This is a genomic window from Aliivibrio thorii (genome assembly GCF_057368585.1).
In genome coordinates, this window is sequence record NZ_CM170654.1 from 2,804,287 (window position 1) to 2,825,420 (window position 21,134).

At 41.2% G+C, this 21,134-nt stretch carries 19 protein-coding genes; 8 read left to right on the plus strand and 11 right to left on the minus strand.

All coding sequences use genetic code 11. The annotated features are described in order from the left end of the window. Positions 1–29: 29 nt before the first annotated feature. The 3 genes from AC2IP4_RS12930 (at position 30) to rraA (ending at position 2,478) form a co-directional block, all read left to right on the plus strand. Positions 30–899, plus strand: a complete 870-nt coding sequence (locus AC2IP4_RS12930; protein ID WP_375321615.1) for a phosphoribulokinase — start codon at positions 30–32, stop codon at positions 897–899. A gap of 84 nt (positions 900–983) precedes the next feature. Next, positions 984–1,892, plus strand: coding sequence for a 1,4-dihydroxy-2-naphthoate polyprenyltransferase (locus AC2IP4_RS12935; RefSeq protein WP_375321614.1), 909 nt, complete (start codon positions 984–986; stop codon positions 1,890–1,892). A gap of 88 nt (positions 1,893–1,980) precedes the next feature. Beyond that, the gene (rraA, locus tag AC2IP4_RS12940) at positions 1,981–2,478 is read left to right on the plus strand and encodes a ribonuclease E activity regulator RraA (protein WP_105056794.1); all 498 of its coding nucleotides are present in this window, start codon (positions 1,981–1,983) and stop codon (positions 2,476–2,478) included. 614 nt (positions 2,479–3,092) lie between these two features. On the opposite strand, the gene zapB is transcribed toward rraA, so the two are convergent. Continuing rightward, positions 3,093–3,335, minus strand: a complete 243-nt coding sequence (zapB, locus tag AC2IP4_RS12945) for a cell division protein ZapB (RefSeq protein WP_486310348.1) — start codon at positions 3,333–3,335, stop codon at positions 3,093–3,095. A 363-nt stretch (positions 3,336–3,698) separates the two neighbouring features. On the opposite strand from zapB, the gene glpX reads away from it, so the two are divergent. Beyond that, on the plus strand, positions 3,699–4,706 hold the full coding sequence (glpX, locus tag AC2IP4_RS12950; protein WP_375321612.1) for a class II fructose-bisphosphatase: 1,008 nt from the start codon (positions 3,699–3,701) through the stop codon (positions 4,704–4,706). Positions 4,707–5,768: 1,062 nt separating this feature from the next. Next, the gene (locus AC2IP4_RS12955) at positions 5,769–6,122 is read left to right on the plus strand and encodes a DUF3135 domain-containing protein (RefSeq protein WP_375321611.1); all 354 of its coding nucleotides are present in this window, start codon (positions 5,769–5,771) and stop codon (positions 6,120–6,122) included. Positions 6,123–6,140: 18 nt separating this feature from the next. Here the strand turns inward: AC2IP4_RS12955 and AC2IP4_RS12960 are convergent, their stop codons facing one another. Continuing rightward, complete coding sequence (locus AC2IP4_RS12960) at positions 6,141–6,485, minus strand: 5-carboxymethyl-2-hydroxymuconate Delta-isomerase (RefSeq protein ID WP_375321610.1); 345 nt, start codon at positions 6,483–6,485, stop codon at positions 6,141–6,143. A 270-nt stretch (positions 6,486–6,755) separates the two neighbouring features. Between AC2IP4_RS12960 and tpiA the strand changes: the two genes are divergently transcribed. Continuing rightward, entirely contained in the window at positions 6,756–7,526 is a 771-nt protein-coding gene (gene tpiA / locus AC2IP4_RS12965; RefSeq protein ID WP_060993305.1) for a triose-phosphate isomerase, read from the plus strand. A gap of 339 nt (positions 7,527–7,865) precedes the next feature. Here the strand turns inward: tpiA and AC2IP4_RS12970 are convergent, their stop codons facing one another. The 3 genes from AC2IP4_RS12970 to AC2IP4_RS12980 all read right to left on the minus strand — a co-directional run bounded on the left by AC2IP4_RS12970 (position 7,866) and on the right by AC2IP4_RS12980 (position 11,226). After that, positions 7,866–8,216, minus strand: coding sequence for an endonuclease domain-containing protein (locus tag AC2IP4_RS12970; protein ID WP_375321609.1), 351 nt, complete (start codon positions 8,214–8,216; stop codon positions 7,866–7,868). A 995-nt stretch (positions 8,217–9,211) separates the two neighbouring features. Further along, on the minus strand, positions 9,212–10,849 hold the full coding sequence (gene groL, locus AC2IP4_RS12975; protein ID WP_061030329.1) for a chaperonin GroEL: 1,638 nt from the start codon (positions 10,847–10,849) through the stop codon (positions 9,212–9,214). A gap of 89 nt (positions 10,850–10,938) precedes the next feature. Then, a complete protein-coding gene (locus AC2IP4_RS12980; protein WP_060993308.1) occupies positions 10,939–11,226 on the minus strand; it encodes a co-chaperone GroES in 288 nt (95 codons plus the stop codon). A 443-nt stretch (positions 11,227–11,669) separates the two neighbouring features. Here AC2IP4_RS12980 and AC2IP4_RS12985 point away from each other — a divergent pair, with 443 nt between their 5' ends. Then, positions 11,670–13,034, plus strand: a complete 1,365-nt coding sequence (locus tag AC2IP4_RS12985; protein ID WP_375321608.1) for an MATE family efflux transporter — start codon at positions 11,670–11,672, stop codon at positions 13,032–13,034. Positions 13,035–13,355: 321 nt separating this feature from the next. Here the strand turns inward: AC2IP4_RS12985 and AC2IP4_RS12990 are convergent, their stop codons facing one another. Continuing rightward, complete coding sequence (locus tag AC2IP4_RS12990; RefSeq protein WP_044583354.1) at positions 13,356–13,625, minus strand: hypothetical protein; 270 nt, start codon at positions 13,623–13,625, stop codon at positions 13,356–13,358. Positions 13,626–14,039: 414 nt separating this feature from the next. Here AC2IP4_RS12990 and gpmM point away from each other — a divergent pair, with 414 nt between their 5' ends. Continuing rightward, positions 14,040–15,572, plus strand: coding sequence for a 2,3-bisphosphoglycerate-independent phosphoglycerate mutase (gpmM, locus tag AC2IP4_RS12995; protein ID WP_375321607.1), 1,533 nt, complete (start codon positions 14,040–14,042; stop codon positions 15,570–15,572). A 141-nt stretch (positions 15,573–15,713) separates the two neighbouring features. Here the strand turns inward: gpmM and AC2IP4_RS13000 are convergent, their stop codons facing one another. From AC2IP4_RS13000 to AC2IP4_RS13020, 5 genes are all read right to left on the minus strand, one after another. Beyond that, positions 15,714–16,307, minus strand: coding sequence for a hypothetical protein (locus AC2IP4_RS13000; protein ID WP_375321606.1), 594 nt, complete (start codon positions 16,305–16,307; stop codon positions 15,714–15,716). A 359-nt stretch (positions 16,308–16,666) separates the two neighbouring features. Next, positions 16,667–17,674 (minus strand): UDP-glucose 4-epimerase GalE, encoded by a 1,008-nt coding sequence (galE, locus tag AC2IP4_RS13005; protein ID WP_105056784.1) that lies wholly within the window; start codon positions 17,672–17,674, stop codon positions 16,667–16,669. Positions 17,675–18,055: 381 nt separating this feature from the next. Next, on the minus strand, positions 18,056–19,009 hold the full coding sequence (locus AC2IP4_RS13010) for a DHH family phosphoesterase (protein WP_486310349.1): 954 nt from the start codon (positions 19,007–19,009) through the stop codon (positions 18,056–18,058). A gap of 432 nt (positions 19,010–19,441) precedes the next feature. After that, complete coding sequence (locus tag AC2IP4_RS13015) at positions 19,442–20,671, minus strand: J domain-containing protein (protein WP_486307285.1); 1,230 nt, start codon at positions 20,669–20,671, stop codon at positions 19,442–19,444. 105 nt (positions 20,672–20,776) lie between these two features. Then, complete coding sequence (locus AC2IP4_RS13020; protein WP_375321604.1) at positions 20,777–21,034, minus strand: hypothetical protein; 258 nt, start codon at positions 21,032–21,034, stop codon at positions 20,777–20,779. Positions 21,035–21,134 lie beyond the last annotated feature (100 nt).

Sequence of the window (21,134 nt, forward strand, 5' to 3'; positions counted from 1 at the left end):
CCATCAAGGAAATATAGACAGGGTTTGTCATGTCCGCAAAGCATCCAATTATAGCTGTTACTGGTTCCTCCGGTGCAGGCACCACCACCACTTCTGAAGCCTTCCGTAAGATGTTCAATATGATGGACATCAAAGCATCATGGCTTGAAGGCGATAGCTTCCATCGATTCACTCGCCCTGAAATGGATGTCGAAATTCGTAAAGCAAAAGAGCAAGGCAAGCATATCAGCTATTTTGGCCCTCAAGCCAATGATTTCCCTGCACTTGAACAATTCTTCCACCAATATGGTATTGATGGAACTGGACAATATCGTCGCTATTTACATACCTTTGATGAAGCCGTTCCATTCAATCAAATGCCTGGCACATTTACTCCATGGCAAGACCTTCCAGAGAATACTGATGTTCTTTTTTATGAAGGATTACATGGTGGAGTCATGGACTGTGAGATTGATGTTTCTCAGCACGTTGATTTATTGATTGGCATGGTACCAATTGTAAACCTTGAATGGATCCAAAAATTCGTTCGAGATACTCGAGATCGCGGTCATTCTCGAGAAGCGGTAATGGACTCCATTGTTCGCTCAATGGATGATTATCTCAACTACATCACACCGCAATTTTCTCGTACTCACATTAACTTTCAGCGCGTACCTACGGTTGATACTTCAAATCCACTCAACGCCAAAGGTATTCCAAGCTTAGATGAAAGCTTTGTGGTGATCCGCTTCCGCGGCATACGTAATGTTGATTTCCCTTACCTGCTTGCCATGATTGATGGATCATTTATGTCTCGCCATAATACACTTGTGGTTCCCGGAGGAAAGATGAGTTTTGCGATGGAATTAATCATTCGTCCACTACTTCAGCAACTGATTGAAACGGGAAAAATAGGGTAATCCTTTTCCTCTTTTGCTTTCAAATTTGGGGTTCTTCCAAAAATAGTGAATAATAGAGAGTCTATTCACTATTTTTGCGATGCTATGAAAACTTCTCCTTTTGCTATTTGGCTCAGTGCTGCTCGACCTAAAACACTTCCTCTTGCGCTTGCATCAATTATGACAGGCTCGGCATTGGCATATTGGAATAACCATGCTTCTGCAACCATCACCCTCATGGCATTTGTTACTGCAACCTTATTACAAATTTTATCTAACCTTGCTAATGATTATGGTGACGCAGTAAAAGGCACCGATAATGATGACCGTCTTGGTCCACAACGAGCAATGCAATCAGGCTTAGTCACGCAAGCGACAATGAAGAAAGCCATTGGTATTAATATTGTGCTCACAATTATTAGTGGCTTAACATTAGTATTCATTTCTCTTCACCAAACCATGGATATTATTGGTTTTATTGCTCTTGGCTTATTGGCAATTGCAGCAGCCATTGCGTATACCATGGGAGACAAACCTTATGGCTACCGTGGGTTAGGTGACATTTCAGTATTTATCTTCTTTGGCTTACTTGGTGTTGCTGGTACTTATTACCTACATACAGGTCATTTATCTTCAGCGTTATTTTTACCCGCGATTGCTTGTGGTTTATTAGCTGTTGCTGTCTTAAACATTAATAATTTACGAGACATTGAAAATGATGAAGCGTGTGGAAAAATGACACTCGTTGTCCGTATGGGTGCGGCTTGGGGTCGTAAATATCACGCAATCATTATGGCACTCAGTTTTATCTGCCTTGCCATTTTCAGTGCAACTCAGATCCACTCATTAACGGGATGGTTATTTTTAGTGATTACCCCATTCGTTGTTAATCATGTGATATCTGTTATTCGCGCATCGAGCGGCGAAGCCATTCGCCCAATGATGGGAACAGTAGTCCAATGTGCGTTGTTCACTAATATTTTGTTTTCAATCGGTCTTTATTTATCCATATAAGCTTGTTATTTATCATAGTAATGACTTATTAAGCCCGTATATTAAGAAGCTCTAGAGAGAACTAACACCAAAAAAGGTAGGCATCATTATGGAATACAATACTTCTGCACTTTGTGACATTTATTTAGATCTCGTTGATGTTGTTGAACCAATGTTCAGCCATTATGGTGCTAAAAGCTCTTTTTCTGGACAAATCACAACGATTAAGTGTTTTGAAGACAATGGGTTAATCAGCCGATTACTGGATGAAAAAGGCGAAGGCCGAGTATTATTAGTGGATGGTGGCGGGTCATTACGTCGCGCTCTTGTTGACGCCGATTTAGCCTCTAAAGCCGCTCATAATGGTTGGGAAGGTTTGGTGATTTATGGCTGTATTCGTGAAGTCGATTATCTAGAAGAAATTAATATCGGTATCCAAGCACTCGCCTCTATTCCTGTTGGTGCTGCAAAGAAAAACATTGGTGAAATTGATGTAGCCGTTAACTTTGGTAGCGTAACCTTCTTACCTGAAGATCACCTGTATGCAGATTCAACTGGGATCATTATTTCTCAAGAACCATTAGAAGAGATGGGTGAAGAAGAGTAGAGCTAGAGTTCAGATCGCTTCGCTGGCAGAATTCAGAGGTGATCGTTGAGATTACAGCGATAAAGAATAGTTCTCCCCCTTTTATCGCCATTGCAATAAGATCTGCATAGTCAATCCAAGGGGGAGTTAGAGGGGGTTGGTTATGCCATGTTCATGTTATGCGGATAAACTCAACTTCATTATTTGCAACCCCTCCCAACCTCCCCTTATATTGATACTCACAACCAAGTAACAGCTGCGATAAAGGGGAGGAGCTAAAAGCACCACTGCATCTCCTCCTGATACCTGAACCCTCGCTTTTTGCTCTTATAGAAGCAAATCGATCTAGTCAGCGCAGCGTATAGATTCTAGGTTCAAAAAAAACCGCAGGTGCTTTCACACCTACGGTTTCAAATTTACTCGTTAACCAATTTTAACTTTTGGCTAAATAGATTCCATTAGTTCAAGGCGGAGACGCAGAGCTTACGGTAGTAAGTGAGCTCAGCTATAAACTAAATTATTCTCAATTTTTGATAAGTAAATCTTTCATCTTCAAGGCGGAGGCGCGGAGCTTATGATAATAAGTGAGCACCGACAACACAGAAGATGGAAGAGTTACGACTCAAAAAATAGAATTACTCTACTTCTTCCATCTTACCTAGTAAACCACGGATGCGAGCTTCAAATTGAGCTTGATCATCACGTGCTTTTTGAGCTTCTTGCTCAACTTCAGAACGACCGTTGTTTGCTTGCTCAAGATTTTGAGCTAGCTCAGCGTTCGCTTCTTTTAATTCTTCAACTTCCATTTGTAGCAGTGCGATTGTATCTACTGCCATCTGAACTTTAGCTTCTAGTTGTTCTAATATTTCTAAAGACATTCCTGCCACCTTAACTGTAATCTTCATTGAGATGCAGAGAGTTTATCTTTCTCTGCCGACTTATTTTCTATTCTACTCAGCAATTGTAATTCTGCCATAGTGTTATTCATTAAAATGCATCATATGAACAAAAAAACAGCAATTTTTACCAACATCTGACTTACTTTCTTAAGATTAAAACGAACCGCATACTAAAACTAGATGTTTCAATGCATTATTTGAATTAAAGCATAAGGTCCCCTCTATAAACCAGCCTAATAATTTTTAAAATATAAGATTAGCCAACCAAAAAGCAAACGTTTCCCTTTTTGTTGTGATAAAATCCTCGCGATTTTTAAATTCATCGATTTATTCGGAGCAAATATGAAACGCGATTTAGCAATGGCTTTTTCTCGAGTTACTGAAGGTGCCGCACTGGCAGGTTACAAATGGCTTGGCCGTGGCGATAAAAACGCTGCTGATGGTGCTGCTGTTGAAGTAATGCGTACACTTCTTAACAAAACTGATATCAGTGGTGAGATTGTTATTGGTGAAGGTGAGATCGATGATGCACCTATGCTATACATTGGTGAGAATGTAGGTACTGGTGGCGACGCGGTTGATATCGCAGTTGACCCAATTGAAGGTACTCGCATGACTGCAATGGGCCAATCAAATGCACTTGCTGTATTAGCAGCAGGTGAGAAAGGAAGCTTCTTAAAAGCACCTGATATGTATATGGAGAAATTGGTTGTTGGTCCTGGTGCTAAAGGCGCTATCGACTTAGCGCTTTCTCTAGAACAAAATCTAGAACATATCGCAAAAGCACTAGGTAAAACACTAGATACACTAGTAGTGACAACGCTTGCTAAACCTCGTCACGACGAGACGATAGCTAAAATGCAAAAGATGGGCGTTCGTGTTTTTGCTGTGCCAGATGGTGATGTTGCAGCTTCAATTCTAACTTGTATGCCAGATAGCGAAGTTGACGTAATGTACTGTATCGGTGGCGCACCTGAAGGGGTGGTTTCTGCTGCGGTTATTCGAGCTTTAGATGGTGACATGCAAGCTCGTCTTCTTCCTCGTCATGAAGTAAAAGGTGATACAGAAGAAAACCGTATTCATGGTGAAGAAGAATTAAAGCGTTGTGAAGAAATGGGCGTGAAAGCGAACGTTATCTTAAAAATGACTGACATGGCACGCAGCGATGATGTTGTTTTCGCAGCAACTGGTATCACGAAAGGTGATTTGCTAGAAGGCATTACTCGCCAAGGTAATATCGCGACAACTGAAACTCTACTTATCCGTGGTCGTTGCCGTACAATTCGTCGTATTAAGTCGATTCACTACCTAGAGCGCAAAGATAAAGAAGTTAGAGATTTTATTCTTTAATTAAAGCGGGAAGGCGCTTCTATGGGCCTAGTTCCTGTGAAGTGAATTTGAAGCCGTGGATGTGAAAGCATCTGCGTTTTTTTTGTTTTAGAGAGTTCAGGTTTCAGATCGGTCGCAGGCTCCCTTGCAGGGTTCAGAAGTGCTCGTAGTTAGACTAAATACTATACACAGCGCTAACTAGCGCTGCTTCTATAAGAGCAAAAGCGAGTAAAAGATTCAGATATATTCGTTGTAGTTACAGTAACCAAAGAACGGTTCTCCCCCTTGAACACTTTATTTATGAGATAGACACACTCAATACAAGGGGGAGTTATAAGGGGTTGCTTATATAATATTTATGTTATTCAGATAAACCAAGATTCATCATTAACAACCCCTCCTAGCCTCCCCTTATATCGACATCACTAACCTCAAAAATATATCTATCAAGGGGAGGAACTGTATTGTGAACGCTGTAATTACAGCGACAAAGCACGGTTCTCCCCCTTAATCGCTTTAGTTATGAGATCGACATAGTCAATACAAGGGGGAGTTATAAGGGGTTGCTTATATAATATTTATGTTATTCAGATAAACCAAGATTCATCATTAACAACCCCTCCTAGCCTCCCCTTATATCGACATCACTAACCTCAAAAATATATCTATCAAGGGGAGGAACTGTATTGTGAACGCTGTAATTACAGCGACAAAGCACGGTTCTCCCCCTTAATCGCTTTAGTTATGAGATCGACATAGTCAATACAAGGGGGAGTTAGAGGGGGTTGGTTATACAATATTTATGTTATTCAGATAAACCAAGATTTATTACTAGCAACCCCTCCTAACCTCCCCTTATATCAACATTACTAATCTCAAGAATATATCTATCAAGGGGAGGAACTGTGTTTCGTTCGCTGTGGTTACAACGATCACCTCTGAATCCTTTAAACGAAGCGATCTAAACCCTGCCCTTCCTTCTCAAAATAGAGACGCCCCTTCAATATCCCTTATTCCACTTTCTCAAAATCTAAAAACGCCAACTAAGCTGAATATATTGTTCAAAAGACAAGGAGTCAGCCAATGCCGCATTCATATCATCAAACAGTCTTACCTTCATTTGACGAACTCAAAGCATTAGCAGAAAGAGATCCCAAACAACTTGAAGAGTTACGCCATAAACTGAGTATGGAATTCATCGAGAGCGTACCAAAAGATCATCAAGGACCATTGCTAGCCCAACAAAATCACATTGATAGAATCATTGAACGAGGTAACAACCCTAATCACATCAACATATTACTAGGGCATGAGTTAGGAAAACAATTTGTTCGCTTTGCCAATTCATTAAACAAACCCATTAATGAGCATCAAGCAGCAGATGTTATTCAATTTTCAAATTCCAACAACCGCCCATCAAATAATCCTAAGCATTAAGAGAGTTAATCTTATTTTCTACCCTACCTTTTGAAAGCTCTCTTGCTCCATATCTCTCACATTGATAGTTAAACTATCAATGTTACTGGCTTGATCTGCCAATACATCCATCAAAGCACGACTTAACTCTCTTTTTTGCTCTGCAGTACGACCTGATAATAATTCCAAAGTGAGATGAATAAAATCAACACTATTCCCTTTATCTCCCACCAACCAAGAGTGCACTCGAACCGCTCTTGATTTCACATCCTTAGTTGAGAATAACCCCGAATCAATCGCTACTTGATGTAAATCTTCTAACAAACCTTGCATATTTAAGCGTTCTTCGGCTGAATTTGAATATTCCATAACTAAATGCGGCATCGTGACTTCCTTTTATACGGCTGATTAAGTGATTACTTTTCCATCATTAGTGCAAAGAGAATGAGTTACAATCCTCTCAATAGAAAAGTGCCTAACGAATCACACTTAAGAACAGTCATAAATATCTCCCATTCAGTTAATAATCTTTCGCACTTCGAAATAAAAGCATTAAAATTATGCATAAAAATGATTTTAGACACTAAATCTGTCGTAAAATCTGTTATATTTTTACGCAAGTTTTTTACATTAATTTGAATTGGAGAGAATCCTATGCGTCATCCTGTAGTTATGGGTAACTGGAAACTAAACGGCAGCAAAGAAATGGTTGTTGATCTACTAAACGGTCTTAACGCTGAACTTGAAGGCGTTACAGGCGTAGACGTTGCAGTTGCTCCACCAGCACTTTTCGTTGACCTTGCTGAGCGTACGCTTACTGAAGCAGGCAGCGCAATCATCCTAGGTGCTCAAAACTCTGACCTAAACAACAGCGGTGCATTCACTGGCGACATGTCTCCAGCTATGCTTAAAGAATTCGGCGCTACTCACATCATCATCGGTCACTCTGAGCGTCGTGAATACCACAACGAATCAGACGAGTTTGTTGCTAAGAAATTTGCATTCCTAAAAGAGAACGGCTTAACTCCTGTTCTTTGTATCGGTGAATCTGAAGCTCAAAACGAAGCAGGCGAAACTGTAGCGGTTTGTGCACGTCAACTTGACGCAGTTATCAACACTCAAGGTGTTGAGGCTCTTGAAGGCGCTATCATCGCTTACGAACCAATCTGGGCTATCGGTACAGGTAAAGCGGCTACAGCTGACGATGCACAACGCATCCATGCTCAAATCCGTGCTCACATTGCTGAGAAATCTGAAGAAGTTGCTAAGAACGTTGTTATCCAATACGGCGGTTCTGTTAAGCCTGAAAACGCTGCAGCTTACTTCGCACAACCAGACATCGATGGTGCTCTAGTTGGCGGCGCAGCTCTTGACGCGAAAAGCTTTGCAGCTATCGCGAAAGCAGCAGCTGAAGCAAAAGCTTAATTAAAGAACGAAGACGCAAGCAAGTTGCTTAAGAGCACTTCGCTTTAGACGGACTTCGTCCTTGAGAATAAAAAGACCACAGGGTTTAATTAACCTGTGGTCTTTTTTTGTTGTTAAATATACGCTGCGCTGTAGAGGTTATAAGAACAAAAAGTGAGATTTCAGATTTCAGATTTCAGATTTCAGATTTCAGATTTCAGATTTCAGATTTCAGATTTCAGATTTCAGGCAGAATTATAATCGCTAAAATTACAGCGACAAAGAACGGTTCTCCCCCTTAATTTCTAGGGTTATGAGATCGGCATAGTTAATATAAGGGGGAGTTAGAGGGGGTTGTAACTAAATATACTTTTTTATACAAAGAAGCACATTATCACAATCATCTAAAACATCTTGATTCGTAAATCTAACGACTCTTATTCCTAAACTTTCCATAAACAAATTTCTAATTTCATCATACTGCTGAGCTTCAATAGAAAAATGGCTATCTCCATCAATTTCAATAACTAACTTTCTTTCACTACAAAAGAAATCAACAACATAACTTCCAATTCCATGCTGTCTTCTAAACTTAACCCCTAACTGATTTTTTCTTAAGTAGTACCACAACTCTTTTTCTGCATGTGGCATATCATTTCGTAGATTTTGTCTTAGTGTTCTTTGTTTATTCTGGTTAAAAATATTTGGCATATTGATTACTTATCGAAAAATTAATCTCAATAAACAATAGAGAACAAGGAGTAGATATGATGAAAAAATCAGAATAATTGCGATCACATTCAACATTATTTATTTACAACCCCTCCTAACCTCCCCTTATATCAACATTACCGATCCCAATAAATCATCACTCAAGGGGAGGAACTGTTTTGTGATAGCTGTTATTACAACGACAAAGAACAGTTCTCCCCCTTCATAGCTAGGGTTATGAGATCTACATGGTCAACACAAGGGGGAGTTATAGGGGGTTGAACATGTTCTCTTAATTATGCAGATAAATTCAAACCCATCACTAACAACCCCTCCTAACCTCCCCTTATATCAACATCATCAATCTCAATAAATAATCACTCAAGGGGAGGAACTGTATTGTGATCGCTAAAATTATAGCGACAAAGAACGGTTCTCCCCCTTAATTACTAGGGTTATGAGATCGGCATAGTCAATACAAGGGGGAGTTAGAGGGGGTTGCTCATGTTTTCTTAATTCTGAAGAGAAATTAAACCCATTACTAACAACCCCTCCTAACCTCCCCTTATATCAACATCATCAATCCCAATAAATCATCACTCAAGGGGAGGAACTGTATTGTGATCGCTAAAATTATAGCGACAAAGAACGGTTCTCCCCCTTAATTACTAGGGTTATGAGATCGGCATAGTCAATACAAGGGGGAGTTAGAGGGGGTTGCTCATGTTTTCTTAATTCTGAAGAGAAATTAAACCCATTACTAACAACCCCTCCTAACCTCCCCTTATATCAACATCATCAATCCCAATAAATCATCACTCAAGGGGAGGAACTTTATTGTGGTCGCTGTAATTTCCACGATCACCTCTGAAATCTGCAAGCGCAGCGTATTACCTCTAATTTCAAAGCATAAAAAACCGAGGCACTTACGAATAAGTTAACCTCGGTTCTCAATTTGAACGCTTGTCTATTTAGACAACAAGCTCAGGGGATGTTTACATCATGCCGCCCATTCCACCCATGCCGCCCATATCAGGCATAGCAGGACCAGAATCTTGTGGCTTGTCAGTAATCATCGCTTCAGTTGTGATCATAAGACCCGCAACAGATGCTGCGAACTGAAGTGCAGAACGCGTTACTTTCGTTGGGTCAAGAATACCCATCTCGATCATGTCGCCGTAAACGCCAGTTGCAGCGTTGTAACCGTAGTTACCTTCACCAGCGCGAACGTTGTTAGCAACGACTGAATCTTCTTCACCCGCATTTTTAGTGATTTGACGGATAGGCGCTTCCATTGCACGAAGTGCTACACGGATACCTACGTTTTGCTCTTCGTTGTCGCCTTCAAGGCCAGCAACTTTAGATGCTGCGCGGATAAGTGCAACACCACCACCAGCAACAACACCCTCTTCAACCGCAGCGCGAGTTGCGTGAAGAGCATCTTCAACACGATCTTTCTTCTCTTTCATCTCAACTTCAGTCGCAGCACCCACTTTGATTACTGCAACACCGCCAGCTAGTTTAGCCACACGTTCTTGAAGTTTTTCTTTATCGTAGTCAGATGTTGCGTCTTCGATTTGTTGACGAATTTGAGTAACACGGCCAGAGATAATAGTCTCTTCACCAGAACCATCGATGATAGTTGTTGTTTCTTTTGTGATAGTTACACGCTTCGCTTGACCAAGATCTTCAAGAACCACTTTTTCAAGCTCTAGACCAATCTCTTCTGAAATTACAGAACCCGCAGTTAGAACCGCGATGTCTTGTAGCATTGCTTTACGACGATCACCAAAGCCAGGAGCCTTAACCGCTGCAACTTTAACGATACCGCGCATGTTGTTCACAACTAGAGTCGCAAGCGCTTCGCCTTCAACATCTTCTGCGATGATAAGAAGAGGACGAGATGCTTTCGCTACTGCTTCTAGCGTTGGAAGCAATTCACGGATGTTTGATACTTTTTTATCAACAAGCAAGATAAATGGGCTGTCTAGATCAACAGAACCTGCTTCTTGGTTGTTTACGAAATATGGTGATAGGTAACCACGGTCAAACTGCATACCTTCAACAACGTCTAATTCGTCTTGAAGTGCTTGGCCTTCTTCAACAGTGATAACACCGTCACGACCTACTTTTTCCATTGCTTCAGCAATAAGATTACCAACAGTAGAATCAGAGTTTGCAGAGATAGTACCAACTTGTGCGATAGCTTTTGTATCCGCACATGGAACAGATAGCTCTTTAAGTGCTTCAACTGCAGCAACAACGGCTTTGTCGATACCACGTTTTAGATCCATTGGGTTCATGCCAGCAGCAACGGCTTTTAGGCCTTCAGCAATGATAGCTTGAGCAAGAACGGTTGCAGTAGTTGTTCCGTCGCCCGCCGCGTCATTCGCTTGCGAAGCCACTTCTTTAACCATTTGTGCGCCCATGTTCTGGAACTTGTCTTCAAGTTCGATTTCACGAGCAACAGAAACACCATCTTTAGTGATAGTTGGTGCGCCAAATGATTTATCTAAAACAACGTTACGGCCTTTAGGCCCTAAAGTTACTTTTACCGCGTCAGCCAGAACGTTTACACCTTCTAGCATTTTGATTCGTGCGTCATTACCAAATTTAACGTCTTTAGCAGCCATCTTTATTTTCCTTTTTAAATCTGTCTTTATATCGCTTATTAATATCGAGAATAGTTGAGTTCGAAAAACGAATTACTCAACGAATGCTATTATTCAACAATCGCTAGAATGTTAAATTCAGACATGATCAACACTTCTTTACCTTCGATCTTCTCTGCTTTGATATTACCTTCTGCAAAGATTACTGAATCGCCAACTTTTACGTCTAATGGTTGTACAGAACCATTCTCTAGAATGCGGCCCTTGCCAACAGCTAGAACCGTACCGCGCGTTGATTTTTCAGCCGCTGAGCCAGTTAGCACGATACCACCTGCTGATTTTGATTCAACTTCTTGGCGTTCAACGATCACACGGTCATGTAAAGGACGGATATTCATTGGGCGTCTCCTGATAATTTTCCATTTAAGAATAAAGTGCCATGATTTGGCTTTCGTTTATTAATGGGGTTTTTAGGGGGGGATTGCAAGGGTTAAGGCTAAATATTTAAAGAACTAGAGCAGGATTCAGGTCTCAGGTTTCAGGAAGGTCAAAAGCGAGTGCCCCTGAAGCCTGCGAGCGTAACGCCCTGAAACCTAGTTCATTACTAGCAACCCCTCCTAGCCTCCCCTTATATCAACATTTTCAATCTCAACAATGTACCTATCAAGGGGAGGAACAGTATTGCGAACGCTGTAGCCACCACGATCACCTCTGAACTCTGCTCTATGCTCTCCTATGGGACAAAGTTCTCCTTAAGCGAAGCGCCCTTTAACCTTAAGCAACTTGTTGCGCCTCAGCTCTTACTGCTACACTACCCACTCCACCACCACCTGAGAAAACCATGCTAGATAAACACGGTTTACTAACCCAACCTATCGCCGGAGTATTACAAAAACTCACCACTCCAATGGTGTTTGGCATGGTTGCGATCCTGCTATTCAACTTGGTGGACACCTTCTTTATCTCACTGCTTGGTACTGATGCTCTTGCTGCGGTGAGCTTTACTTTCCCGGTTACCTTTGCAGTGAACTGCATTACGATGGGAATTGGCGTGGGTTTGTCAGCTTCAATTGGACGCTTACTCGGACAAGGCAACAGTAAACACGCAAGTCAATTAACAACACACGGCTTAATATTGGCCGTCATCCTTATCCTTATTGCTTGCGTCATTGGCTTCTTTACCATCGACCCGCTGTTTCGATTATTAGGCGCAGAAGACACACTATTACCTTTGGTCAACCAATACATGTCAATTTGGTATCTCACCATACCACTACTGGTTATTCCGATATCGAGCAACAGTGCTATTCGCGCCACCGGTGATACCACCCCCCCCGCGAAAATCATGATGTTGGCAGGATTGATCAATGGCGTACTCGATCCTCTACTTATCTTTGGTTATGGTCCTTTTCCAGAATTAGGTATTCAAGGTGCTGCAATTGCCAGTGGCATCAGTTGGTTTGGGGCTTTATGTGCTTCTTTCTATGTATTAACTCGAAAAGTAAAACTGTTAGCCCCACCAAAACCATCAGAGATGAAACAGGATTGGCATCAAATCTTAAAAATTGGCTCACCAGCAGCACTCTCCAATGCATTAAACCCAATATCGGGGGCGATTTTAATGATGATGCTTGCTAGCCAAGGGACGGTGGCGGTTGCTTCATATGGTGCAGCCCAACGAGTCGAATCATTAATGCTACTAGTGATGATGGCTCTTACTTCGTCACTAAGCCCATTTGTAGCGCAAAACCTTGGAGCCAAACAGCCAGAGCGAGTCAAAGAAGCGATTTTCTTAGCGATGAAGTTCTCTGTGTTATTCCAACTATTTCTGTATATTTTAATTGTCCCACTCAGCATTCCGCTCTCCCATCTATTTAGCCAAGATGACGCCGTACAACATGGCCTGTGGATGTACTTAATTTGTGTACCATTCAGTTATGGGTTCCAAGGTATTGTGATGGTACTTGTTAGCAGCTTGAATGCGATGCAAAAAACGTTACATTCTTTCTGTTGGAGTTTCATGAGATTGTTTGTGTTTACTTTGCCAACGGCGTGGATTGGCAGTCACTTTTATGGAATGGAAGGGTTATTTATAGGGATTGCGATAGGGAATGTGATGGGTGGATGTTCAGCGCTTTGGTATTTAAGAACAGGGATGAGGTTCGAAGACGCTGCGCTCGAGGGGCGAGGAAAGGCGGAGAGTTAGGAAGAGCAGAGCGCTGCGCTTAAGACGGACTACGTCCTTGAGACGCTTCGCTTGAGAAGTTCAAGTTCAAGTTCAAAAGAATAAGACTCAGAGCAGATCGTTGTAATTGCAGCAACAAAGATGGTTCTCCCCCTTAATCGCTTAGAGTTATGAAATCGGTACAGTCAATACAAGGGGGAGTTAGAGGGGGTTGGTTATGCAATATTTACATTATTTCCAATCTCAACAATAAACCCATCAAGAGGAGGTACTGTATTGCGATCACTGTAACCACTACGATCACCTCTGAAATCTGCAAGCGTAGCGAGCTCTGCTCTTTAATTACGAAAAAATATATTTTAGCGAAGCAATTAACACCGTCACACCAATACCCAACATCAGCTTTTTTATCCAATCCAAATCTTTTTTAATCGTAGATAACTCATCCGTCATATGTGCTTTTACATCATACATATCTGCCTTTGTAGATATTTGAGTTTCTAGCATTGCAAGTTGGTTTTCAGCTAGCACTTCCGCTGTCTTTTCTTCCATACCAGATTTAACGAGCTCTTTAATAAAAGTATGAGTATTAAATAATTCTACTTTTTGCATATAAACCTCTATTTTAGATATAGTGAAGAATATGAGTGTTATTGATTTAAAATTATACATTAAGTTAAGGCTAGAGACTATACGCTTCGCTAACTAGAAACGAGACCGCTTCGCTTCTAATAAGAGCAAAAAAAAACTCCTAACCTCCCCTTATAGCAACATTTCCAATCTCAACAATACACCTATCAAGGGGAGATACAGTATTGCGATCACTGTAGCCACCACGATCACCTCTGAATTCTGCAAGCGTAGCGAACTGAACTCTATGCTCTTAGCTTTTGCTTTTATAGGAGCGAAGCGGTCTAGTCTCTCGTTAGCGCTGCGTATAGTCTCTGGCCCATTTTCAAACTTTGTAGTAAAATTACACAAAGTTATTTATTCGAATTTATTAAGTTATTGACGAGGAACACCTTTATGTCAGCTAAAAAGCCTATGGCTCTAGTTATTCTTGATGGTTACGGTCACCGTGAAGCTCAAGCAGATAACGCAATCACAAACGCAAACACGCCAGTTCTTGATGGCCTAATGGCGAATCAGCCAAACACACTAATTTCAGCTTCAGGTATGGACGTTGGTCTACCTGATGGTCAAATGGGTAACTCAGAAGTAGGTCACACAAACATCGGCGCAGGTCGTGTTGTATATCAAGATCTTACTCGCATCACTAAAGCAATCTCTGATGGTGAGTTCCAACAAAACGAAACACTAGTTAACGCTATCGACAAAGCAGTTAAAGCAGACAAAGCAGTACACATCATGGGTCTTATGTCTCCAGGTGGCGTTCACTCTCATGAAGATCACATCTACGCAGCTGTAGAAATGGCAGCAGCACGTGGCGCAGAAAAAATCTACCTACACTGCTTCCTAGACGGACGTGATACTCCACCTCGTTCAGCTGAAAACTCTCTGAAAAACTTCCAAGAGCTATTCGCTAAATTAGGCAAAGGTCGTGTTGCCTCTCTAATTGGTCGTTACTACGCAATGGACCGTGACAACAACTGGGATCGCGTACAAAAATCTTACGAGTTAATGACAGAAGCAAAAGCAGAATTCACATTTGCAACCGCTGTTGAAGGTCTTGAAGCAGCTTACGCTCGTGAAGAGAACGATGAGTTTGTACAAGCAACTGAAATCAAAGCAGACGGCGAAGAATCAGCAGCTATCGTTGATGGTGATGCGGTTATCTTCATGAACTACCGTGCTGACCGTGCTCGTGAAATCACACGTGCATTCGTTCCTGATTTCGATGGTTTTACTCGTAACGTATTCCCAGCAATCGATTTTGTTATGCTGACTCAATACGCTGCAAACATCCCTCTTCTTTGTGCATTCGCTCCTGCGTCTCTAGCAAATACTTACGGTGAGTGGTTATCTAAAGAAGGAAAAACACAACTACGTATTTCTGAAACTGAAAAATATGCACACGTGACTTTCTTCTTCAATGGCGGCATCGAAGACGAGTTTGAAGGTGAAGAGCGTCAACTGGTTGCTTCTCCAAAAGTAGCGACTTACGATCTACAACCTGAAATGAGCGCACCTGAGCTAACTGAGAAATTAGTAGCAGCTATCAAATCTGGTAAATACGACGCTATCGTTTGTAACTTCCCTAACTGTGACATGGTTGGCCACACTGGCGTATACGAAGCTGCAGTTAAAGCAATGGAAGCGCTTGATGAGTGTATCGGCAAAGTCGTTGAAGCGATCAAAGAAGTGGATGGCCAAATGCTTATCACAGCTGACCACGGTAATGCGGAAATGATGATCGACCCTGAAACAGGCGGCGTTCACACAGCTCACACTAACCTTCCTGTCCCTCTTATCTACGTAGGTAGCAAAGCGGTTGAGTTTAAAGAAGGCGGTAAGCTTTCTGATCTAGCACCAACAATGCTAGCACTGACTGATACAGCGATTCCTGCTGAGATGTCTGGTGAGATCTTAGTAAAATAAGAAAAGAGCAGAGCGCTTCGCTTTAGACGGACTTCGTCCTTGAGACGCTACGCTTGAGAAAATCAAAATAAAATGCCCACAGGTTTATAGCCTGTGGGCATTTTTGTTTAGATTTCAGGGCACTTCGCGCAGAGTCTAGTCTTAAATCTTCATTTTGCTAATAATAAACATCTTACCTTTATGCTCATTATCTTGCCCCCAACCTAAGGGCTCATACTCTTCAAGAAACTCATCCACTGTATTTATCTGGATAAGCTGCGAACCCAACTGAAAAGAATCATAAAAATAAACAAAATGACCATTTTTTAAAGACTGGATTAATCTTCGTTCCCAAAATCGCTTACCATCATTGGTTTGCTCTTCATCACTAATCATGATTACATATTCTTCAAGCAGTGCCGAAAATACTTTCTTAGGTAACCCGATGGTAAGCTCTTCTTCTACAGGATCAGACCAAACCATAACTTGCGTACAAGAGCGTTGGCCTATTTTTTTATCTGATAATTCAATATTAACTGCATAGATTATACGAGGATTACTGCTATCTGTTTTATCTATTAATCGTATCTGTTTCCCTTTCTTATTAGTCACAAAGCGATAGCCTTCAGGTATGATAAAACCTTCTAACTGATAAGGTTTTGGATATTTAGTTAAAAACTTTTTTGCAGCCGCTTTATTCGTGCTGGGCCTTCTCAGCTGATCTGAAAAATCAGTTTCAGGGATCAGTAATGGCATAGATTAACCTTTAAGAATATGGAATTATCATCAGTATAAACTTTGAACAAATAGACGTAAAGAAGATCAAAAGTAAGTGCAGTTCTTAGGTTTCAGGGGTGATCGCTGAATGAACAGCACCAAAGAAAATTCTCCCCCTTAAACGCTATAGCTATAAGATCGATAACGTTAATACAAGGGGGGTTAGAGGGGGTTGGTTCATCTATCAAGGGGAGGAACCGTATTGTGATCGCTGTAATCACCACAATCACCTCTGAACCCTTTAAGGGAGCTTGCGACCGATCTGAACCCTACTCTTTCTTTAAGCCTTTATCATAGGACCAAAGGACCGCTCTTACCCCGCCTTTGCTCTTCCGCTCTTAATACCCTTCCGGATTATTCGACTGCCAGCGCCACGTATCTTCTGTCATATCATCAAGAGACAATTTAGCCTCCCACTTCAACTCTTCACGCGCTTTAGCTGGGTCAGCCCAACATTCAGCAATGTCACCTGGGCGACGTGGTGCTATTTTATGAGGAACAGGAACACCAGCCGTTTTAGAGAAAGCTTCTGCCATCTGTAACACACTGTAGCCTTTACCCGTACCTAAATTATAAATATGAAGACCCGCTTCTTTACCTTTGTATTTTAGTGCAGCTAAGTGACCATCAGCCAAATCCACTACATGGATATAATCACGAACTCCAGTACCATCTACTGTTGGGTAATCATCACCAAAAACTGATAAAAATTCACGACGGCCAACCGCAACTTGTGAAATAAATGGCATTAGGTTATTTGGAATACCTTGTGGATCTTCACCCATAGTTCCTGATTTATGAGAGCCTACAGGGTTAAAGTAACGAAGTAGAGTTACGCTCATTTCAGGATGCGCTTTTTGAATATCAGTTAGGCACTCTTCGACAATCAGCTTACTACGCCCATATGGATTCGTTGCTGATGTTGGGAAGTTTTCATTGATCGGCACAGATGCAGGATCACCATAAACCGTTGCAGATGAACTAAATACAATACTGTTCACACCCGCTTTACGCATCGCTTCAACCAACACCAACGTACCCGATACATTGTTATCGTAATACATGATTGGCTTTTCAACCGACTCACCTACTGCTTTCAAACCAGCAAAGTGGATCACGCTATCAATTTGGTTTTCAGCAAAGATGGTCGCTAAGATTTGAGGATCACGAATATCACCCTCATAGAATTTAGGTTTTACACCAACCAAAGCTTCAATGCGATCAAGCACCACTTCTTTACTGTTGTATAAGTTATCTAGAATGATTGGTGTTAAGCCCGCTTCAATCATTTGTACACATGTGTGGCTACCGATGTAACCCATTCCGCCAGTGACTAATATGTTCATTGTTTTTCTCTGTTTTAAATTTATTGAATAAGAGTCTATACGCTGCGCTAACTAAAGACTAGGTTTCAGGACACTTCGCTTGCAGGCTTCAGGGACTTATTGAACTAACAGCACCAAAGAAGGTTCTCCCCCTTAAACGCTATAGCTATGAGATCAATAGCGTTAATACAAGGGGGAGTTAGAGGGGGTTGGTTCACCATATTTAATGATACAGATAAACTAAACTTCATCACTAACAACCCCTCCTAGCCTCCCCTTATATCTACATTACTAATCTCAATAATACATCCATCAAGGGGAGGAACCGTATTGTGATCGTTGCTACAACCACGCTCACCTCTGAACTCTGCAAGGGAGCTTGCGACCGACCTGAATATGCCCTTAATACTTCCCTTCAACCGCAGTAATAAACTCAACAATTCTCTCTTTCGGCAACGCATCAATTCCCGCCGCCGCTTCACGCCCGCCACCCGTATCAAACAAGCTACAGATCTCACCCGCACCTTGTTTATTATTCAGCGGTGCGCGTAGCGAAACCATATATGTTCCATCTGCATTTTTCGTTAAAACCGCATGAGCTGAATCAGGAGATTGGTTAGCTAACAAGTTACCATAAACACCGCTAATACGACGTGCCCATGCCTCATTTGGTAACTCAAATAAACCCAGTTTCTCACTTTTGTGCTGCGCTTTAATCGCAAGGACGTTATCCATATCGGATTGATACGCCGCTTGTAGCTGATAGAAAGGCGACGCTTTATCCGCAATCACATCAAAAGGCGAGGCGTATTTTAACAACATTTGATATAAAACCGCCGGAGAAAAATGTAAATCCTCAACTCTCGCCCCATACCCATTATAGTTTATTAATGTCCCAAGCTCTTTTAATTGTATTTTTTGCTCAACAGATAAACCAGCTATATCCGCCAACTCATCAGCTTTAGCAATTAAATTATCACCATAAGCAGCCGTAATCGCCCATGCGTGAAACTGGCCATCTAATAGGTTATCAATAATTAAGGCAGTACAGGTATTGGCATCTAAATCGATATGAGCAGATAGATTCTCGTGCTCAGGAACATCACCCGCACGATGGTGATCTGCATAAAACACTTCAGCGCCTGAGACCAAAGCGAGCTCTAGAGCTACCATGTTCTTTTCCATTGAGATATCAAGAACGGTCAGCTTATCACCGGCTTTAGCATCAACTTTAGCTACTAAATTGATGTCACGTTTAACGCCAGTAATAAGTTGAGACTCTTGAGGATGCGCTAAACGAAGTTGAAGAAGTGCGATGATGCCATCAGCGTCACCGTTGAAGATATCGTAGTTCATGAAAATCCTTTTTTTAAGAACGGAAGAGCGGTCCTATGGTCCTGACTGGGAGTCAAGGTCATAAGATTGAAGTAGACGCAACAAGTTGCTTAAGGGCGCTACGCTTAAGATGGACTTCGCCCTTGAGACGCTACGCTTGAGGAAAGCAAAAGCAGAGTTCAGATCGCTTCGCTAGCAGAATTCAGAGGTGCTCGTTAAAATTACCGCGTTCACAATACAGCTCCTCCCCTTTATCACCATTAGTCACTTGGCTAAAAATATCAATATAAGCGGAGGCTGGGAGAGGTTGGTTATAAAAAACTAGGATTCAGGGTGCTACGCGCAGAGGTTTCAGGTGTACTCGCTTTTGATCTTCCAGAAACCTGAGACCTAAACTCTGCTCTCTCCCTTAAACATTATAGTCATAAAATCGGCATAGTTAATACTGAGAAATTAAAACCAATCGTCATCGAAACCAAACAACTCTGAAGGGTCCATTCTCAAAAATTGAGCCCCAAAGCGAGAAGCATTAACTCGATCTTTTAAATGCAACTGTAATTGTTTAACTGTTTTTATCTCTTGGCACTTTTCAAATAACGCTTTCGTTTCTCTCAGTAACGTATCTCGGTACTGTCTTAACTCTTTTTCACGAGCCGCTTTGCTACCACCACCAAATTTTTGCCAAATAACACTCTTTAAATCATTACCATATTGAAGATCTTGATGCTCGATATTTAATTGTCTAATTTTTTCTTTAAGCGTCGCTTGCAAACGCTCAATCATATCTTTATCCATCACCATCTCATGATTAGGAAGATACTGCTGAGCCATCAATAGTAAAGCAATCACATCTTTATCTTTCTTGGTTTGTGATAATTGCTGCATTAAAGCACTTTTTTCTGACTTCTTGACTTCATCCATCTCCCTATCGGGATGCAGCTGCTTTGCTAACTGGCGATAGAGCTTCGTTATCTGTTTATCGCTAAAAAACGCTTTACTGGTCTCATTATGTGACGAGTCAACATTTGCTTGACCATTCTCTTCAGAGAAAAAGCCATCTGCTCCCCAATCAATCTCGTCCTCTCCTTCTGAGTGCTCACCTTCCATTTTTTCTGCTATTAACTCTTGCAGATAATCATGAAACTTCTGGGGTTCCTTAACCATCTCCAATAACTCTTCATCACTGATATCAATATCATAACCGAGCATCATAGACATCTCTTCACGAAAATAACCTAGTTCCTCATCTGTGATCGAATCTGTTTCAGATTGATTTGATGAATCAGCCATAAGCGCTTCAGTAAAAGTATCACGTAACTCTGTCGTATTAACCGTATTGAATGGGTTCGCCTCTAAAACGGTCAACTCTTCTTGTATCCAATCGTACAGCGCTTCACGTTGCGCCCCTTTAATTGTTTTACGCGGGATAAAAGAAAACAAATGATGAATCCACTTCTCAGCCGCAAAACAAACTTCTTGCTCTTGCTCTTCTGTGGACGTTTTGAAGTAGTGATAAAAATCATCTAATTTAGCTTGATAACGTTGATTACGTTGCCGCTTTTTCTCAACATCGCTCCATAGTTGATTAAGCTTACTCTTTTTTGTTTTCGTAGATTGTGTGGTCGTTAAAGAAGAAAGAATTACAGTAGTCATAGCTGTGATACGGTTGAGAATGATGACAATACTCTACCTTTAATCGACCTCTAAGAAAATTAAATATGAAAAATTTGAATAAAGGCCACGAATCTGAAAGGGAGGCTGGGAACGATCTGAATTATTCTCTTCAAATTAGCTTAAAAATAAAGCTAAAAAAGCAACGGCAATAGCTATAACCGCTAAAATCTTATTTGAATTTGATTCAATTCTTTTTTCTAAATTCTTTTCAACTTGATAAATATCCGCTCTTGTTGCTATCTGTGTATCAAGAATGGCCCTTTGCTGCTCAGCAAGAAACTCGGCTTGCTTCTCATCCATTCCTCTTTCCATTAGTCCTTTAACAAAAGAATGAGAATCAAATAATCCTGTTTTATTTACTGTTTCATTCATAAGTACACCTCAAAGAATTGATTAATAAATATACTATAACAATAAACGATACGCTGCGCTAACTAGAGGCTAGACCGCTTCGCTGCTATAAAATCAAAAG

What these genes read in the sequence shown, in the direction of transcription:
- AC2IP4_RS12955 (WP_375321611.1), top strand. Translation starts at nt 5,769, where the DNA reads ATGCCGCATTCATATCATCAAACAGTCTTACCTTCATTTGACGAACTC.
- AC2IP4_RS13020 (WP_375321604.1), bottom strand. Translation starts at nt 21,034, where the DNA reads ATGAATGAAACAGTAAATAAAACAGGATTATTTGATTCTCATTCTTTT.
- AC2IP4_RS12970 (WP_375321609.1), bottom strand. Translation starts at nt 8,216, where the DNA reads ATGCCAAATATTTTTAACCAGAATAAACAAAGAACACTAAGACAAAAT.
- AC2IP4_RS13000 (WP_375321606.1), bottom strand. Translation starts at nt 16,307, where the DNA reads ATGCCATTACTGATCCCTGAAACTGATTTTTCAGATCAGCTGAGAAGG.
- zapB (WP_486310348.1), bottom strand. Translation starts at nt 3,335, where the DNA reads ATGTCTTTAGAAATATTAGAACAACTAGAAGCTAAAGTTCAGATGGCA.
- gpmM (WP_375321607.1), top strand. Translation starts at nt 14,040, where the DNA reads ATGTCAGCTAAAAAGCCTATGGCTCTAGTTATTCTTGATGGTTACGGT.
- AC2IP4_RS12990 (WP_044583354.1), bottom strand. Translation starts at nt 13,625, where the DNA reads ATGCAAAAAGTAGAATTATTTAATACTCATACTTTTATTAAAGAGCTC.
- AC2IP4_RS13010 (WP_486310349.1), bottom strand. Translation starts at nt 19,009, where the DNA reads ATGAACTACGATATCTTCAACGGTGACGCTGATGGCATCATCGCACTT.
- AC2IP4_RS12930 (WP_375321615.1), top strand. Translation starts at nt 30, where the DNA reads ATGTCCGCAAAGCATCCAATTATAGCTGTTACTGGTTCCTCCGGTGCA.
- tpiA (WP_060993305.1), top strand. Translation starts at nt 6,756, where the DNA reads ATGCGTCATCCTGTAGTTATGGGTAACTGGAAACTAAACGGCAGCAAA.
- glpX (WP_375321612.1), top strand. Translation starts at nt 3,699, where the DNA reads ATGAAACGCGATTTAGCAATGGCTTTTTCTCGAGTTACTGAAGGTGCC.
- AC2IP4_RS12935 (WP_375321614.1), top strand. Translation starts at nt 984, where the DNA reads ATGAAAACTTCTCCTTTTGCTATTTGGCTCAGTGCTGCTCGACCTAAA.
- AC2IP4_RS12985 (WP_375321608.1), top strand. Translation starts at nt 11,670, where the DNA reads ATGCTAGATAAACACGGTTTACTAACCCAACCTATCGCCGGAGTATTA.
- galE (WP_105056784.1), bottom strand. Translation starts at nt 17,674, where the DNA reads ATGAACATATTAGTCACTGGCGGAATGGGTTACATCGGTAGCCACACA.
- AC2IP4_RS12960 (WP_375321610.1), bottom strand. Translation starts at nt 6,485, where the DNA reads ATGCCGCATTTAGTTATGGAATATTCAAATTCAGCCGAAGAACGCTTA.
- AC2IP4_RS12980 (WP_060993308.1), bottom strand. Translation starts at nt 11,226, where the DNA reads ATGAATATCCGTCCTTTACATGACCGTGTGATCGTTGAACGCCAAGAA.
- groL (WP_061030329.1), bottom strand. Translation starts at nt 10,849, where the DNA reads ATGGCTGCTAAAGACGTTAAATTTGGTAATGACGCACGAATCAAAATG.
- rraA (WP_105056794.1), top strand. Translation starts at nt 1,981, where the DNA reads ATGGAATACAATACTTCTGCACTTTGTGACATTTATTTAGATCTCGTT.